The following is a 13,457-nucleotide window of genomic DNA, read 5'->3' on the forward strand; positions in this document are numbered from 1 at the left end:
CTCCCACATGACTTCCCTGGCCACGGCACCGTCTACTTCTACTACGCCGCCTGGCGCGACGAGGGGATCTTCGCCCAGCTCAATTACGACCTCACTGCCCTCGCCCGCGTGAAGGAAGGCCGGAAGTCCGAGCCGACGGCCTCCGTCATCGACACCCAGAGCGTCAAGACCTCCACCAACGTGCCCGTGACCAGCCAGGGAACGGACGCCGCGAAGAAGATCGTGGGCCGGAAGCGAGGCATCCTCACTGACACGATCGGCCTGATCCTCGTTGTGACCGTCGCCGCTGCGAGTCTCTCGGAGAATGCACTGGGGATACGCCTCCTCGACCAGGCGAAAAACACGTACCCAACCATCACCAAGAGCTGGGTCGACACCGGCTTCAAGAAGGCCGTCGTAGAGCACGGCGCGAACCTCGGAATCGACGTCGAAGTCGTCGACAAAAACCCTGGGACCCGCGGCTTTCACGTCCTGAAAAGGCGCTGGGTAGTGGAACGAAGTATCGGTTGGATCATGATGCACCGCCGCCTCGCCCGCGACTACGAGACCCTCACCGCCAGCTCCGAAGCCATGATCCACGTCGCATCGATCGACAACCTCGCCAAGCGCATAACGGACGAGACCACGCCAACCTGGCGAGGAACTTACTAGAACTTAAAGGGCAATTCGGCTACATCAAACGCCCTCTCAGGGCGCCGTGACGTTCACCTGAGCTGTGAGTAGCTCGACCTGTGTCTGTACCTCGTCGTAGACACTGAAAGTTTCCAGCATCCACATGCGCCTGTCGGCTGAGAACGGGATCACGCCTAGGGAGACGGACGGCAGGGCCATGATGGAGAGCAGGTAGCCGAGTTGGCCAGCCATGACCTCAGAGCCGCCTACGCGGTGCCTGAGTACCGCCTCCTCGACCAGGAGCGCGAACCGATGGTTGCCCTCACGGATCACTCGTGAGCGCTCCATACGCGCTGCCACGGCCTCCGACACGTCGTCGGGCGTCTCCCTGAAGGCAGCGATGGAGCCGAGTAGAGCGCTCGCATAGCCGTCCGTCTGGAGGAGCCCCGGGACGACGTTCGAGCAGTAAATTCGGAATACCCGCGTGCGCTCGAAGAGCGGCACGTAGGACTCCTGCAACCGGCGGAGCCCAGTGCGCTGCAACCGGCGCCACTCGACGTACATCGAGTCGGCTGACAGTGAGGATGTGACGTGGTGACGCTGCTGGTGGGTCTGACTCCTCGGCTGACTGACGTCTCGACTGTCCTGTTTGGGATTTGTCGGCCCGCCGGGCGTCACCACGCACGCGGCCGGACGGGTGTTTGTGACTTCATAGGAGCTTGGTCCAGAAGCCCCGTCACTGTCTTGTCCACCCGCCCGACCGGCGCGTGCCGCCCTCGGAACGGACACGCCACAAGGACGGACATGACCAGCATGACGCACGACGACCCGCAGATCACCGGCGGAGTCGACACCCACGGCCTGACCCACCACGCGGCCGTGATCGACACGGTCGGCCGGCACCTGGCCGACCGGGAGTTCCCCGCCACCATCCGCGGCTACCGCGACCTGCTGGACTGGATGCGCTCACACGGCACGCTGCTCGCGGTCGGGGTGGAGGGGACCGGCGCCTACGGCGCCGAACTCGCCCGGGTGCTGACCGCCGCGGGCGTCACGGTCATCGACGTGGACCGGCCCGACCGCAAGACGCGGCGGATGAAGGGCAAGTCCGACCCGATCGACGCCTACGCCGCCGCGACGGCCGTGCTCTCCGGACGCGCCACCGGCACACCGAAGAGCCGGGACGGCGTGGTCGAGGCCGTGCGTGTCCTGCGACTCGCCCGCCGCAGCGCGGTCAAGGCCCGCACCCAGGCGATGAACCAGATACGCGGCCTGCTCGTCTCAGCTCCCGCGGTGCTGCGTGAACAGGTCGCCGGTCTGGACCGGGCCGCACTGATACGCACACTCACCCGGCTGCGGCCCGGAGACGATCTGTCGCGGCCGCTGACGGCGACCCGGGCATCGCTGCGCCGCCTGGCCCGGCGTCACCAGGCACTTGACGCCGAGATCGCCGACCTCGACACCGAGATCGGCCCGCTGGTCAAGCAAGCCGCCCCGCAGCTGCTGGAGCTGTTCGGCGTCGGCCCCGAGACCGCCGGCCAGCTGCTGGCCTCGGCTGGGGACAACCCGGAGCGGATGCGGTCCGAGGGCGCGTTCGCGCACCTGGCGGGGGTCGCACCGATCCCGGCCTCGTCCGGACGAACCCACCGCCACCGCCTCAACCGCGGTGGCGACCGGGCGGCGAACAACGCCCTGCACACCATCGTCCTCACCCGCATGCGCTTCGACGAACGCACCCGCGCCTACGTCGAACGCCGCACCAAGGAAGGGCTGAACAAGAAGGACATCATGCGCTGCCTCAAGCGATTCGTCGCCCGCGAGGTCTACCGCGCCCTGACCAGCACACCAACCGAACAAACCACTCAAACCGACCTGGCTCCAGCGGCTTGACAGCCATAGGAGCATCTGACGAGAGCCCCCTCCTGCTACTTGGAGGGGGCTTTGTCGTGCGTTGTCAGTTGGTCAACTCAGCCGCTAGACCGTCGTGCTCCGCAGCAGCGTCGGCGAAGAACTCGGCAGTCACGTCGAACGACACCCGCGACTCGTCGAGCTTCCGCCACCCCCCGCGGGTGCCCCTCTTGACGCGGACGACGACCCCGCAGTCCAGAAGCAACGCACGGCGTTCCAGGTCGTCACTCGCCTCCCACGTCTGCGCGTAGGTGGTCGACAGTTCCTTGACAACGGTCTGCGGCTCCGTCTTCGGTCGGGCCTCCAGCTCTGCCAGACGGGCGTCAAGCGTGTCGTGGAGCTCCTGCCATGCTGCGATGGCTGCGCGGGACTTCTGCTTGCCGCGCTCCGCCAGGTGAGCCTTGAACTCCGCCTCTGTCTCATCGATCTCCGGCGCGGGGTCGTAGCCAGGGATCGTGATGTGCTCCTGAACCCGGATGCCGCCCAGCCGGCGCAGGAACTCCCGCTCTACGTACTCTTCGGCCCACGCTTGCTTGATCGACGAGGGGGCGGAGCACTGCATACCGGGGCTGAAGGCCTGACACACGTAGTTCTGCGCCTTCGCCCGACGCTGGAGGTACATGCGCCCGCCGCACCCGTCACACAGGAGGACTCCCAAGAGGGGCGCGTTCGTGTCCTTGCGTTCGACGGGCTGTCGGGATCGAGCTTCGAACAGCGCGGAGACGTGGGCGAACTCCTCGCGGGTGAGGATCGGCTCGTCCGTGAAGGGCACGGGGACGCCGGTTTGCGTCTTACGGACCACCTGACCGTTGTACGTCTTCCACCCAAGCATGGCGTGATCAGTCAGCATCGCCTTGATGATCGCCCCCGTCCACCCTCGACGGCTCTGCGACGGCCCTTCTCTCTCCGCCTCGTCCTCAGCGTCGTTGCTCAATTCTGCGTCGGCCGCCGTTGCGGTCTGAGCCTTCCTGAGCTCCTGCCGCTTTTTCGCCCAGTAGCGCCGGGGCGTGAGAAGGCCTTCCGCAGTCAATTCGATGGCAATAGCCGTCGGAGACTTCCCCTTCCCCCGTGCGGTCAGGAGCTGTACCGCTTCTGGCATGCTCGAACGAGTTCTGCTCGGCGGCCCCGTGACGGGTCAGCCGGTGGCGGACTTCTGCTGCCTGGTGCGCTTGACGTAGTACCAGCACATGTTGGACGACAGGCCCGCCAGCAGTACCCACACGATCCCCAGGAAGCTGCCCCGCGTGAAGGAGACGACGGCGGCGGCCACGGAGAGGACGCAGACGATCAGGGCGTAGAGGGCAAGGCGGGGCATGGCGGTCGGCTCCTGTCGGGGGGACACTTTCTGGCGCGGCTGGTACCGCTGCTGCCGTCCAGTGTCCCCCACGGACCTCACCGGCTCACACGTCGGTGACGCGGAGCCCGGCGTGCGCCTTGTAGCGGCGGTTCACGGAGATCAGGTTCGCGACCAGCGACTCCACCTGGTGGGCGTTGCGCAGCCGCCCGGCGAAGATGCCGCGCATGCCCGGGATGCGCCCGGCCAGGGCCTGGACGATCTCCACGTCCGCGCGGACCTCTCCGAGCACCATCACATCGGTGTCGATCTCGTCGATCTCCGGGTCCTGGAGCAGTACGGCCGACAGGTGGTGGAAGGCGGCGGTGACCCGGGAGTCCGGCAGCAGGGCGGCGGCCTGCTCGGCGGCGCTGCCCTCCTCGGGCTTGAGGGCGTAGGCGCCCTTCTTGTCGAAGCCGAGCGGGTTGACGCAGTCGACGACGAGCTTGCCGGCCAGTTCCTCGCGCAGGGATTCGAGGGTCTTGCCGTGGCCGTCCCACGGTACGGCGACGATCACGATGTCGCTGCGGCGCGCGGTCTCGGCGTTGTCGGCGCCCTCGACGCCGTGGCCGAGTTCCCCGGCGGCCGCCCGGGCGCGATCCGCCGCCCGCGAGCCGATGATCACCTTCTGGCCGGCCTTGGCGAGCCGGTAGGCCAGGCCCTTGCCCTGCGGCCCGGTTCCGCCGAGCACCCCGACCACGAGTCCGGAGACGTCGGGCAGGTCCCAGGGGTCCTTGGCGGGCGCCTTCTGGGCGTTGTCGGTGGCAGCACTGTCGGTAGAGGTCATGGCCCCGACTCTACGACCGCGCCGCCGCCCGGGACGGCTCAGGTCAGCTCCGTCACGGGCACCCGCCGGAAGGTGATCGTCTCGTAGGCGCCGAAGTCGCCGGTCTCGTACAGCAGGCCCACGGTGTCCGTGTCGATCCGGACGAGATCCGAGTACGCGGCGGGCAGGCCGTCCACCGTGTACGCCGGGCGCCAGGTGGTGCCGCCGTCGGTGGAAGCGCGGATCGTCATCAGGGCGCGGAAGCCGGGGTCGGCGGGGCCGGAGTACAGGAGCAGGTCGGGGTCGCGGAGCTGGAGGACGGCGGCCTCGCAGACGGGGGCGGTGAGTCCGGCCTGCGGGCGGAAGGGCTTCACCAGGGTCCGGCCGCCGTCGGCCGAGTGGGCGTCGGCCCGTGTGCCGGGCGAGGGCGAGTCGTTGCGGGTGTTGAAGTAGACGCGGCCGTCGGGGAGTTCGGCGGCGGTGGTCTCGTTGGCGTTGATGTAGCCGTCGGTGTCGTCGTCGACGTAGCCGATCCGCCAGGTGGCGCCCGCGTCGTCGCTGAGCAGGCAGTGGCCGCCGTTGTAGCGGCCCTCGGTGCCGTTGTCGGTGCCGGTGGGCGGCAGGGAGTGATTGGCGGGGACGACGATCCTGCCGGTGGTGAGCTGGATCGCGTGGCCGGGGGTGGTGGCGTACCAGCGCCATTCGGGCCGCTTGGTCTCCCGGGTGATCTCCTTGGGCGCCGACCAGGTGCGGCCCTCGTCGTCGCTGTGCCGCACCCAGACGCGGCGCCCGTCCGCCGCGCTCACCGTGCCGCGCCGGATGGCGTCCTCGGTGGCGAGGGCGGCGTTGCGCACGTGCACGAGGAGGACGCGGCCGGTGTCGAGGACGACCGGGGCGGGGTTGCCGGCGAGGGCGTCGCCGTTGTGCGCGGCGACCTGGAGCGGGCCCCAGGTGCGGCCGCCGTCCGTGGAGCGTTTGAGGACGACGTCGATGTTCCCGAAGTCGTCCCGGGAGCCGACCCGGCCCTCGCAGAAGGCGAGCAGGTCGCCGGTGCGGGTGGCGACGACGGCGGGGATACGGAAACTGGTGTACCCCTCCTGCCCGGCGCGGAAGGGGACGCTGGCCTCGGTCATCGCGGGCTCCTCCGGTCGTTCGACAGCGGTACGGGTGACCGGTCGGCCTACCCAGCCCGGGCGAATGCGGGGTGAATTCCACGTCACGGGTGTCCGCTTGGGGCAGGATGCGGCCCCATGGATGCGGTACGGGTCGCGCTGCTGCGGGAAGTGCTCGCCGGGACGGAGTGGCTGGGGGCCACCCGGCGGTTCGCCGGGGCGCTGCGCGGCTCGGTGGTGTCGCACGGGGGCGGGCTGCTGCTCGTCGGCACGCCGGAGTACGAGCCGTGGCACCTCGCCGCGCACCTGGTGGACGAGGCGGCCTGGTCGGGCACGCCGGAGCTGGCCCCGACGCTGGTACGGCACGACGCGCGCCCCTCGGATCCGACGCACCTGGCGGTCGGTCTGGGGCGGCTGGAGGCGGCCCGGCGGGGCGAGACGCTGCTGGTGGTCGCGCCCGACGGGCCTGCCGCACCACTCCTGGAACGGGTGTCCGACGCCCGCCGCGCCGGAGCGACGGTCCTGGCCCTCGGCCCGGGCCGTGGCGAGCTCCCGTCCCTGGCGCACGAGGCCCTGGCCGTCCCGGACGGTTCGGAACTGGACCTCGACACGGTGCAGCACCTGGTCAGTGCGGCGGCCGGGGAGAACGCCCTGCCGGCCCCGCGGGGGCGGCGCCGCCTGCGGGACCGGGTGGCGCGACTGGCGGAGCACCTGACGGCCCCGCCGCCGGCCCGCTGGTGACGTCCGGGCGTGCCGCTGCCGATGGCGTGGCCCCGGACACACGAACGCCCGGGGCCGCGGCCCCGGGCGCCGGCGGGATCAGCTCTCGTCGTCCCGGCTGCCCGCCGGGGCGTCGTGCCACTTGGGGTCGTTCTCCCACTGGAGGTTGCGCTCGCGGGCGGTCGCCATCGCGTGTTCGGCCTCCGTGCGGGAGGCGTACGGCCCGAACCGGTCCTTGTTGGGGCACTCCGGCCCCTCCTCGACCTTCTTGTGTTCCAGGCAGTAGTACCACTCACCCGGCTTGCCGACCGTGCGCTTCTTGAACAGGGCCATGACCAGCTCCTCTCGCCATCGACATGTTCCCCCATCGCCGCTGGTTAGACTCGCTGGCATGTCTGGCCAGTCGCTGCTTGTACCGGGGGAGCTGTCCCCCACCCGTTCCGTGCCCGGAAACATCCGCCGCCCCGAGTACGTCGGCAAACCCGCGCCGACGCCGTACACCGGACCGGAGGTGCAGACGCCCGAGACCGTGGAGGCGATGCGCGTGGCCGGCCGGATCGCGGCCCGGGCGATGGCGGAGGCCGCGAAGCTGATCTCCCCCGGGGTGACCACGGACGAGTTGGACAAGGTCGCGCACGAGTACATGTGCGACCACGGCGCCTACCCCTCGACGCTCGGCTACCGCGGCTTCCCGAAGTCGCTGTGCACGAGCGTCAACGAGGTCATCTGCCACGGCATCCCGGACTCGACGGTCCTGCGCGACGGCGACATCGTCAACCTCGACGTGACGGCGTACATCGGCGGTGTGCACGGCGACAACAACGCCACCTACCTGGTGGGTGACGTCGACGAGGAGTCGCGGCTGCTGGTGGAGCGGACCCGGGAGTCCCTGGAGCGGGCGATCAAGGCGGTCAAGCCGGGCCGGCAGATCAACATCATCGGCCGGGTCATCGAGTCGTACGCCAAGCGCTTCGGCTACGGAGTGGTCAGGGACTTCACCGGGCACGGCATCAACTCGTCGTTCCACTCGGGCCTGATCATCCCGCACTACGACAGTCCGCACGCCACGACGGTGATCCAGCCCGGCATGACGTTCACGATCGAGCCGATGCTGACGCTCGGCACGCACGAGTACGACATGTGGGACGACGGCTGGACGGTCGTCACGAAGGACCGGAAGCGGACGGCCCAGTTCGAGCACACGCTGGTGGTGACGGACTCGGGCGCGGAGATCCTCACGCTGCCGTAACCCACCACCCGCACCCCACCGCACGGCCCGCTCTCCCCCGGAAGGCGGGCCGCTTCTTTTCCGCACGGCGGTTCCGCACGGCGGTTTCGCACGGAGGTTTCGCACGGCGATTTCGCACGGAGGTTTCGCACGGCGATTTCGCACGGAGGTTTCGCACGGCGATTTCCCACGGAGGTTTCGCACGGGAGGTTTTTACCGACAGTCCGTCGGGAAAAGTGCGCGCATGGAATCCTTCTCGACGCTCCTTCGGACCGCCTCTCGCGAGCAGCACGAGGAGGTCAGGGGCTCGGCCTTCATCGGCGACCTGCTGGGGCACAAACTGGGGGTCGAGGCGTTCGCGCGCTACACGGAGCAGCTGTGGTTCGTGTACGGCTCGCTGGAGTCCGGCGCCCGGCAGCTGGCCGCGGACCCGGTGGCCGGCCCCTTCGTCCGTCCGGAGCTGTTCCGCATGACGGCGCTGGAGCGGGACCTGGAGCATGTGCGCGGCCCCGGCTGGCGGACGACGGCCACCGCGCTGCCGGCCACCCTGGAGTACGCGGAACGGATCGCGGTGTGCGCCCGCACCTGGCCGGCCGGCTACATCGCCCACCACTACACCCGCTACCTGGGCGACCTCTCCGGCGGGCAGATCATCCGCGACACGGCCGAAAAGACCTGGGGCTTCGCGAAGAAGGGCGACGGAGTCCGCTTCTACGTCTTCGAGGAGATCCCCAACCCGGCCGCCTTCAAGCGGGCCTACTGCGAGCTGCTGGACGCGATGCCCGGTGACGAGCTGGAGCGGCAGCGGATCGTGGCCGAGTGCAAGCGGGCGTACGGGTTGAACAACGCGATGTTCGAGGCGCTGAGCGAGGAGTTCCCCCTGACGGCGTGACGGGCGGGGCCCCGCCCGCACGCGGCGAGGGGCCCTGGTGCCGGTCCGGGAGGGGGCCGGGCCTGTCCTGCTCAGATGTCGAACGGACCGTTGCGCCAGACGGCCCCGCCCCACTCGATCTCGGCGGTCTCGGCCTCGAGCTCACCGAAGTACGGGCTGCACGCCACGTGGTGGTCGTCGCGGTACTCCCCGTCATCGTCGGCGGAGGCCGCGGCCGCACCGGTGGCGGTCAGGGCGGCGGTCGGGGCGACGACGGCCAGAGCGGATCGAATGCGCATGATGCCTCTCGCGGTGGTGCCTGGTCACGCCCAGCGACCCCCGTTCACCACCGCCCGCACACGCTGTTCCACCCGTACGGACGCGCTCCGTCCGGGTCAGCGTTCGAGGTGGACCCGCCCGCCGACCTCGGTCCATCCGCCCGGCTGGGGCGCGGTGAGGATCTGGGAGCCCGCGCCCTGGGTGATGTTGAGGGCCCGGCCCAGCCGGTCGGTGAGCAGCAGGGCCGCGGCCCCGGTCGCCTCGTCCTCGTCGATGCCGTCGTCCCGGCCGGGAAAGGCCCGGGCCCGGATCCGCCCGGCGGGCTCGTCCTCCCACGCCCAGGCGTACACCCACTCCCCCGGCGGCGGCACGGTCAGGTCGTCGACCTCGGCGGCGCTGCCGTAGCGGCGCAGCGTCCGCGGCGGCACCCACTCCGCCCGCGCCTCGATCCAGCAGAACTCCCCGTCCTGCCGGGCCCCGACCACTCCGGCGGGCGTGACCAGCTCGGGCACGTCGAGCAGCCATGCCGTCCCGACACAGGGGTGCCCGGCGAAGGGCAGCCGCAGCGTGGGCGTGTAGATGTCGATCACTCCGCGCTCGGGATCGTCGACGAACACCGTCTCGCTGAACCCGACCTTCGCGGCGAACGCCTGCCGCTCGTCCCGCTCGGGCATCACGGACCCCTCGCGCACGACCCCGAGCTCGTTGCCGTACCCGCCGTTCGGCCCGCAGAAGACGCGGAGCACGTCGTAGTCAGTCACGGGAGGCATTCTCGCCGGTCAAGGACGTGCGCCGGCGCGGCAGGGGGCGCGATGCGACCTTTGACCTTCCCTTGACCCAATCATGACGGCGATTTTGAGCCACTTGAGCCATCCTTATGTGCTGCCTTAGGTGAGCCTCACCTACCTCTTCTCTGGAGCCCTCATGCGACCCGCTCGTCCCGCTTCCGTCGTCATCGCCGCCGCGGCGGCCCTGGCCGCCGTCACCGGCTGCACCGAGAAGAGCGACGCGAAGGACGGCGACCACGTCATCAACGTGACGGCGACCGACGACAAGTGCCAGGTGTCGAAGAAGGAGTTCCCGGCCGGGCACGTCGAGCTGGCCGTCGAGAACAAGGGCTCCAAGGTCACCGAGGTCTACGTCCTCTTCCCCGACGACCGTGTGGTCACCGAGCGCGAGAACATAGGCCCCGGCACCAAGCAGCGGGTCACCGCCGAGGTGAAGGCCGGCGACTACCAGATCGCCTGCAAGCCCGGCATGAAGGGCGACGGCATCCGCCAGGCCGTCAAGGCCACCGGCGGCAAGGCCGTCAAGCGCGACCCGCGTCTGGACAAGGCCGTCGCGGCCTACCGCGCCTACGCGCAGGCGCAGGCCGGCGAGACGCTGCCGAAGGCCGAGGTGTTCGCCAAGGCCGTCAAGGACGGTGACCTGGAGGCGGCGAAGAAGGCCTACGCCCCCTCCCGCATCGGCTGGGAGCGCACCGAGCCGGTCGCCGAGTCCTTCGGCGACATCGACCCCAAGGTCGACGTCCGCGAGGACGGTCTGGAGGACGGCCAGGACCCGGCCACCGACTGGACGGGCTGGCACCGCCTGGAGAAGGCCCTCTGGCAGGACAAGAAGATCGGCACCCGCGAGAAGGACCTCGCCGACCTGCTGATCAAGGACCTGAAGGACTGGCAGAGCCGGGTCGGCAAGGCCGAGATCACCCCCACCTCCATGGCCAACGGCGCCAAGGAACTCCTCGACGAGGTCGCCACCGGCAAGGTGACCGGCGAGGAGGAGCGCTACTCGCACACCGACCTGGTCGACTTCAAGGCCAACGTCGAGGGCGCGCAGAAGTCCTACGACTTGCTGAAGCCGGTCGCGAAGGAGAACGACGCGGCCCTCGTCACCGAACTCGACGAGCAGTTCGCGGCCCTGGACAAGCTGCTCGTCCAGTACCGCCCGAGCACCACGTCGTACGACTTCACCTCCTACGACAAGGTCGGCAAGGCCGACCGCAAGGAGCTCTCGGACGCGGTCAACGCCCTGGCGGAGCCGCTGTCGAAGCTCGCCGCGGCTGTGGTGAAGTAACCATGACGGACACCAACTCTCCCTCCCCCAGCCGCCGTTCCCTGCTCGGCTGGGGCGGCGCGGGCCTGGCCCTCGGCGCGGCCGCGGCGGGCGGCGCGGTGGCGATGGCCCGCACCGAGGACGACGCCGCGCTGTCGGCCGGCTCGGCGATCGCCTTCCACGGCCCCCACCAGGCGGGCATCGCCACACCGGTGCAGGACCGCCTGCACTTCGCCGCGTTCGACGTGACGACCGACGACCGCGAGGCCTTCGTCCAGCTGCTGAAGGACTGGACGGCGGCCGCACGGCGCATGGCGGCCGGACACGCCGTCGGCGAGGGCGCGTTCGGCGGTCTGGCCGAGGCGCCCCCGGACGACACCGGCGAGGCGCTCGGCCTGAAGCCCTCCCGCCTGACCCTCACGATCGGCTTCGGCCCGTCCCTGTTCGAGAAGTTCGGCCTCGCGGACCGCCGCCCGGAGGCCCTGGTCGACCTGCCGAAGTTCCCCGGCGACAACCTCGACAAGAACCGCAGCGGCGGCGACCTGTGCATCCAGGCCTGCGCCGACGACCCCCAGGTCGCGGTCCACGCCGTCCGCAACCTGGCCCGCATCGGCTTCGGCAAGGTCGTCATCAAGTGGTCGCAGCTCGGCTTCGGCAAGACCTCCTCCACGACGCCCGAGGCGCAGACACCGCGCAACCTCATGGGCTTCAAGGACGGCACCCGCAACATCGCGGGCACCGAGACGGACCGTCTGAAGAAGTTCGTCTGGGTGGACGAGAAGGACGAACCGGCCTGGATGGCGGGCGGCAGCTACCTGGTGGCCCGCCGCATCCGCATGCACATCGAGACCTGGGACCGCACCTCACTGCAGGAGCAGGAGGACATCTTCGGCCGCGACAAGGGCGAGGGCGCTCCGGTCGGCAAGGCCAAGGAGCGCGACGAGCCGTTCCTGAAGGCGATGAAGCCCGACGCCCACGTCCGGCTGGCGCACCCCGACACCAACCACGGGGCGACGATCCTGCGCCGCGGCTACTCCTTCACCGACGGCACGGACGGCCTCGGCCGCCTGGACGCGGGCCTGTTCTTCCTGGCCTACCAGCGCGATGTGCGCAAGGGCTTCATCCCCATCCAGCGCAGCCTGGCCGCGGACGCGCTCAACGAGTACATCCAGCACGTTGGTTCGGCGCTCTTCGCCGTCCCGCCGGGCGTCCGCGACAAGGACGACTGGTGGGGCCGGACGCTGTTCTCGAAGGAGGCCTGACCCGGTGTTCTCCAACTATTTGATCGGTCTGCGCGAGGGCCTGGAGGCGAGCCTCGTCGTCTGCATCCTCATCGCCTACCTGGTCAAGACGGACCGCAGGGACGCCCTGAAGCCGATCTGGGCCGGCATAGCCGTCGCGATCGCCCTCGCGTTCGGCTTCGGCTGCGCCCTCGAATTCGGCTCCCAGGAGCTGACGTTCCAGGCCCAGGAGGCCCTGGGCGGGTCCCTCTCCATCCTCGCGGTCGGCCTGGTGACGTGGATGGTGTTCTGGATGCGCCGCACCGCCCGCCACCTCAAGTCGGAGCTGCACGGCAGGCTCGACACCGCCCTCGCGATGGGCACCGGCGCACTCGTCGCCACGGCGTTCCTCGCGGTGGGCCGGGAGGGCCTGGAGACGGCCCTGTTCGTCTGGGCCTCGGTCCACGCGGCGAGCGACGGCACACCCCGTCCCCTGCTCGGCGTCGCCCTGGGCCTCCTCACGGCGGTCCTCCTGGGCTGGCTGTTCTACCGGGGCGCCCTGCGCATCAACCTGGCGAAGTTCTTCACGTGGACCGGCGGCATGCTGGTGGTCGTGGCGGCCGGTGTCCTCGCCTACGGCTTCCACGACCTCCAGGAGGCCGACTTCCTGCCCGGCCTCACGGACAAGGCGTTCGACATCTCCGGCACGATCCCTCCGGACAGCTGGTACGGCACACTCCTCAAGGGCGTCTTCAACTTCCAGCCCGACCCCACGACGCTCCAAGTGGCCGTCTGGCTCCTGTACCTGATCCCGACCCTGGCCCTGTTCCTGGCCCCGACCCGCACCACGACGCCAACCCCGGTACGCGACAGGGTGTGACACAGCACCGCCCCTGAAGCCGAGGGCCGGGCGGGCCCGCGGCCCGGCGTAACTGGGTGCCGCCGCGCGGCACGCATGCCCGCGGCGGGGGCGGGACAGCCGGGCGGCCTTGCGGCGCGAAGCGAGGGCCGCTCGGGACAGCCGGGCGGCCTTGCGGCGCGAAGCGAGGGCCGCTCCCGCAGCCGTGCGCATGCAGCAGAGGCCACGACGCTCCCGCACCCGCGTACGGCGGGAAGGGGCCGTGTCGGGGGGTGTCCGCCCGCAGCGGTTGGCGCGTCAACGGACAGTCAGTCGGCGTCAGGCCTCATCGCGCCGTTCCGAGGACGGACACCCCCCGGCGCGGCCCCGACCCACACCCCACGCCAAGGCGCAGGCGCGCACCCCACGCCAAGGCGCAGGCGCGCACCCCCACCCGCCGCAAGCCGAAGAGGACGCCCACCCCACCCCACCCCGCCCCCGCCCAACCGCCGGAGGCA

At 70.3% G+C, this 13,457-nt stretch carries 15 protein-coding genes and 1 pseudogene; 8 read left to right on the forward strand and 8 right to left on the reverse strand.

Going from position 1 to position 13,457, the window contains the following annotated elements; all coding sequences use genetic code 11:
• A partial coding sequence (locus HDC93_RS23675; protein WP_185012862.1) for an IS5 family transposase occupies window positions 1-651 on the forward strand: 651 nt, incomplete at its 5' end.
• A gap of 39 nt (window positions 652-690) precedes the next feature.
• On the opposite strand, the pseudogene HDC93_RS23680 reads toward HDC93_RS23675, so the two are convergent.
• Window positions 691-1,188, reverse strand: a pseudogene (locus tag HDC93_RS23680) (DUF5753 domain-containing protein); the annotation flags it as partial.
• A 228-nt stretch (window positions 1,189-1,416) separates the two neighbouring features.
• Between HDC93_RS23680 and HDC93_RS23685 the strand changes: the two are divergent.
• On the forward strand, window positions 1,417-2,502 hold the full coding sequence (locus tag HDC93_RS23685; protein ID WP_185012864.1) for an IS110 family transposase: 1,086 nt from the start codon (window positions 1,417-1,419) through the stop codon (window positions 2,500-2,502).
• A 64-nt stretch (window positions 2,503-2,566) separates the two neighbouring features.
• On the opposite strand, the gene HDC93_RS23690 is transcribed toward HDC93_RS23685, so the two are convergent.
• Genes HDC93_RS23690 through HDC93_RS23705 form a run of 4 tightly spaced genes read right to left on the reverse strand, consistent with a single transcriptional unit; the run spans window position 2,567 to window position 5,752 of the window.
• Window positions 2,567-3,619 carry a recombinase family protein gene (locus HDC93_RS23690; RefSeq protein WP_185012865.1) on the reverse strand — a complete coding sequence of 351 codons (1,053 nt, stop codon included), beginning with the start codon at window positions 3,617-3,619 and terminating at the stop codon, window positions 2,567-2,569.
• 36 nt (window positions 3,620-3,655) lie between these two features.
• On the reverse strand, window positions 3,656-3,907 hold the full coding sequence (locus HDC93_RS23695; RefSeq protein WP_398986159.1) for a hypothetical protein: 252 nt from the start codon (window positions 3,905-3,907) through the stop codon (window positions 3,656-3,658).
• Window positions 3,908-3,920: 13 nt separating this feature from the next.
• On the reverse strand, window positions 3,921-4,640 hold the full coding sequence (gene npdG, locus HDC93_RS23700; protein WP_185012867.1) for an NADPH-dependent F420 reductase: 720 nt from the start codon (window positions 4,638-4,640) through the stop codon (window positions 3,921-3,923).
• Between the two features lie 38 nt (window positions 4,641-4,678).
• On the reverse strand, window positions 4,679-5,752 hold the full coding sequence (locus tag HDC93_RS23705; RefSeq protein ID WP_185012868.1) for an exo-alpha-sialidase: 1,074 nt from the start codon (window positions 5,750-5,752) through the stop codon (window positions 4,679-4,681).
• 117 nt (window positions 5,753-5,869) lie between these two features.
• Here HDC93_RS23705 and HDC93_RS23710 point away from each other — a divergent pair, with 117 nt between their 5' ends.
• Window positions 5,870-6,472, forward strand: a complete 603-nt coding sequence (locus HDC93_RS23710; protein WP_185012869.1) for a hypothetical protein — start codon at window positions 5,870-5,872, stop codon at window positions 6,470-6,472.
• 78 nt (window positions 6,473-6,550) lie between these two features.
• Here HDC93_RS23710 and HDC93_RS23715 read toward each other — a convergent pair whose 3' ends face one another.
• Window positions 6,551-6,784, reverse strand: coding sequence for a hypothetical protein (locus HDC93_RS23715; protein ID WP_031105401.1), 234 nt, complete (start codon window positions 6,782-6,784; stop codon window positions 6,551-6,553).
• A gap of 58 nt (window positions 6,785-6,842) precedes the next feature.
• Here HDC93_RS23715 and map point away from each other — a divergent pair, with 58 nt between their 5' ends.
• Window positions 6,843-7,700, forward strand: coding sequence for a type I methionyl aminopeptidase (gene map / locus HDC93_RS23720; RefSeq protein WP_031105399.1), 858 nt, complete (start codon window positions 6,843-6,845; stop codon window positions 7,698-7,700).
• A gap of 223 nt (window positions 7,701-7,923) precedes the next feature.
• On the forward strand, window positions 7,924-8,571 hold the full coding sequence (locus HDC93_RS23725; protein WP_185012870.1) for a heme oxygenase (biliverdin-producing): 648 nt from the start codon (window positions 7,924-7,926) through the stop codon (window positions 8,569-8,571).
• 71 nt (window positions 8,572-8,642) lie between these two features.
• Here the strand turns inward: HDC93_RS23725 and HDC93_RS23730 are convergent, their stop codons facing one another.
• Window positions 8,643-8,849 carry a hypothetical protein gene (locus tag HDC93_RS23730; RefSeq protein ID WP_185012871.1) on the reverse strand — a complete coding sequence of 69 codons (207 nt, stop codon included), beginning with the start codon at window positions 8,847-8,849 and terminating at the stop codon, window positions 8,643-8,645.
• Window positions 8,850-8,945: 96 nt separating this feature from the next.
• Window positions 8,946-9,590 carry a PhzF family phenazine biosynthesis protein gene (locus HDC93_RS23735; protein WP_185012872.1) on the reverse strand — a complete coding sequence of 215 codons (645 nt, stop codon included), beginning with the start codon at window positions 9,588-9,590 and terminating at the stop codon, window positions 8,946-8,948.
• A 163-nt stretch (window positions 9,591-9,753) separates the two neighbouring features.
• Between HDC93_RS23735 and efeO the strand changes: the two genes are divergently transcribed.
• From efeO to efeU, 3 genes are read left to right on the forward strand one after another with little or no spacing between them, the layout of a single operon-like run.
• Complete coding sequence (gene efeO / locus HDC93_RS23740; RefSeq protein WP_185012873.1) at window positions 9,754-10,902, forward strand: iron uptake system protein EfeO; 1,149 nt, start codon at window positions 9,754-9,756, stop codon at window positions 10,900-10,902.
• 2 nt (window positions 10,903-10,904) lie between these two features.
• Window positions 10,905-12,143 carry an iron uptake transporter deferrochelatase/peroxidase subunit gene (gene efeB, locus HDC93_RS23745; protein WP_185012874.1) on the forward strand — a complete coding sequence of 413 codons (1,239 nt, stop codon included), beginning with the start codon at window positions 10,905-10,907 and terminating at the stop codon, window positions 12,141-12,143.
• Between the two features lie 4 nt (window positions 12,144-12,147).
• Window positions 12,148-12,981 carry an iron uptake transporter permease EfeU gene (efeU, locus tag HDC93_RS23750; protein WP_185012875.1) on the forward strand — a complete coding sequence of 278 codons (834 nt, stop codon included), beginning with the start codon at window positions 12,148-12,150 and terminating at the stop codon, window positions 12,979-12,981.
• The last annotated feature ends 476 nt before the right edge of the window (window positions 12,982-13,457 follow it).

The organism is Streptomyces sp. AK010 (assembly GCF_014207295.1).
Classification (GTDB): Bacteria; Actinomycetota; Actinomycetes; order Streptomycetales; family Streptomycetaceae; genus Streptomyces; species Streptomyces massasporeus.

Coding starts and splice junctions, on each gene's coding strand:
- HDC93_RS23715 (WP_031105401.1), bottom strand. CDS start 6,784: ATGGCCCTGTTCAAGAAGCGCACGGTCGGCAAGCCGGGTGAGTGGTAC.
- efeO (WP_185012873.1), top strand. CDS start 9,754: ATGCGACCCGCTCGTCCCGCTTCCGTCGTCATCGCCGCCGCGGCGGCC.
- map (WP_031105399.1), top strand. CDS start 6,843: ATGTCTGGCCAGTCGCTGCTTGTACCGGGGGAGCTGTCCCCCACCCGT.
- HDC93_RS23690 (WP_185012865.1), bottom strand. CDS start 3,619: ATGCCAGAAGCGGTACAGCTCCTGACCGCACGGGGGAAGGGGAAGTCT.
- efeB (WP_185012874.1), top strand. CDS start 10,905: ATGACGGACACCAACTCTCCCTCCCCCAGCCGCCGTTCCCTGCTCGGC.
- HDC93_RS23730 (WP_185012871.1), bottom strand. CDS start 8,849: ATGCGCATTCGATCCGCTCTGGCCGTCGTCGCCCCGACCGCCGCCCTG.
- HDC93_RS23710 (WP_185012869.1), top strand. CDS start 5,870: ATGGATGCGGTACGGGTCGCGCTGCTGCGGGAAGTGCTCGCCGGGACG.
- HDC93_RS23725 (WP_185012870.1), top strand. CDS start 7,924: ATGGAATCCTTCTCGACGCTCCTTCGGACCGCCTCTCGCGAGCAGCAC.
- npdG (WP_185012867.1), bottom strand. CDS start 4,640: ATGACCTCTACCGACAGTGCTGCCACCGACAACGCCCAGAAGGCGCCC.
- HDC93_RS23705 (WP_185012868.1), bottom strand. CDS start 5,752: ATGACCGAGGCCAGCGTCCCCTTCCGCGCCGGGCAGGAGGGGTACACC.
- HDC93_RS23685 (WP_185012864.1), top strand. CDS start 1,417: ATGACCAGCATGACGCACGACGACCCGCAGATCACCGGCGGAGTCGAC.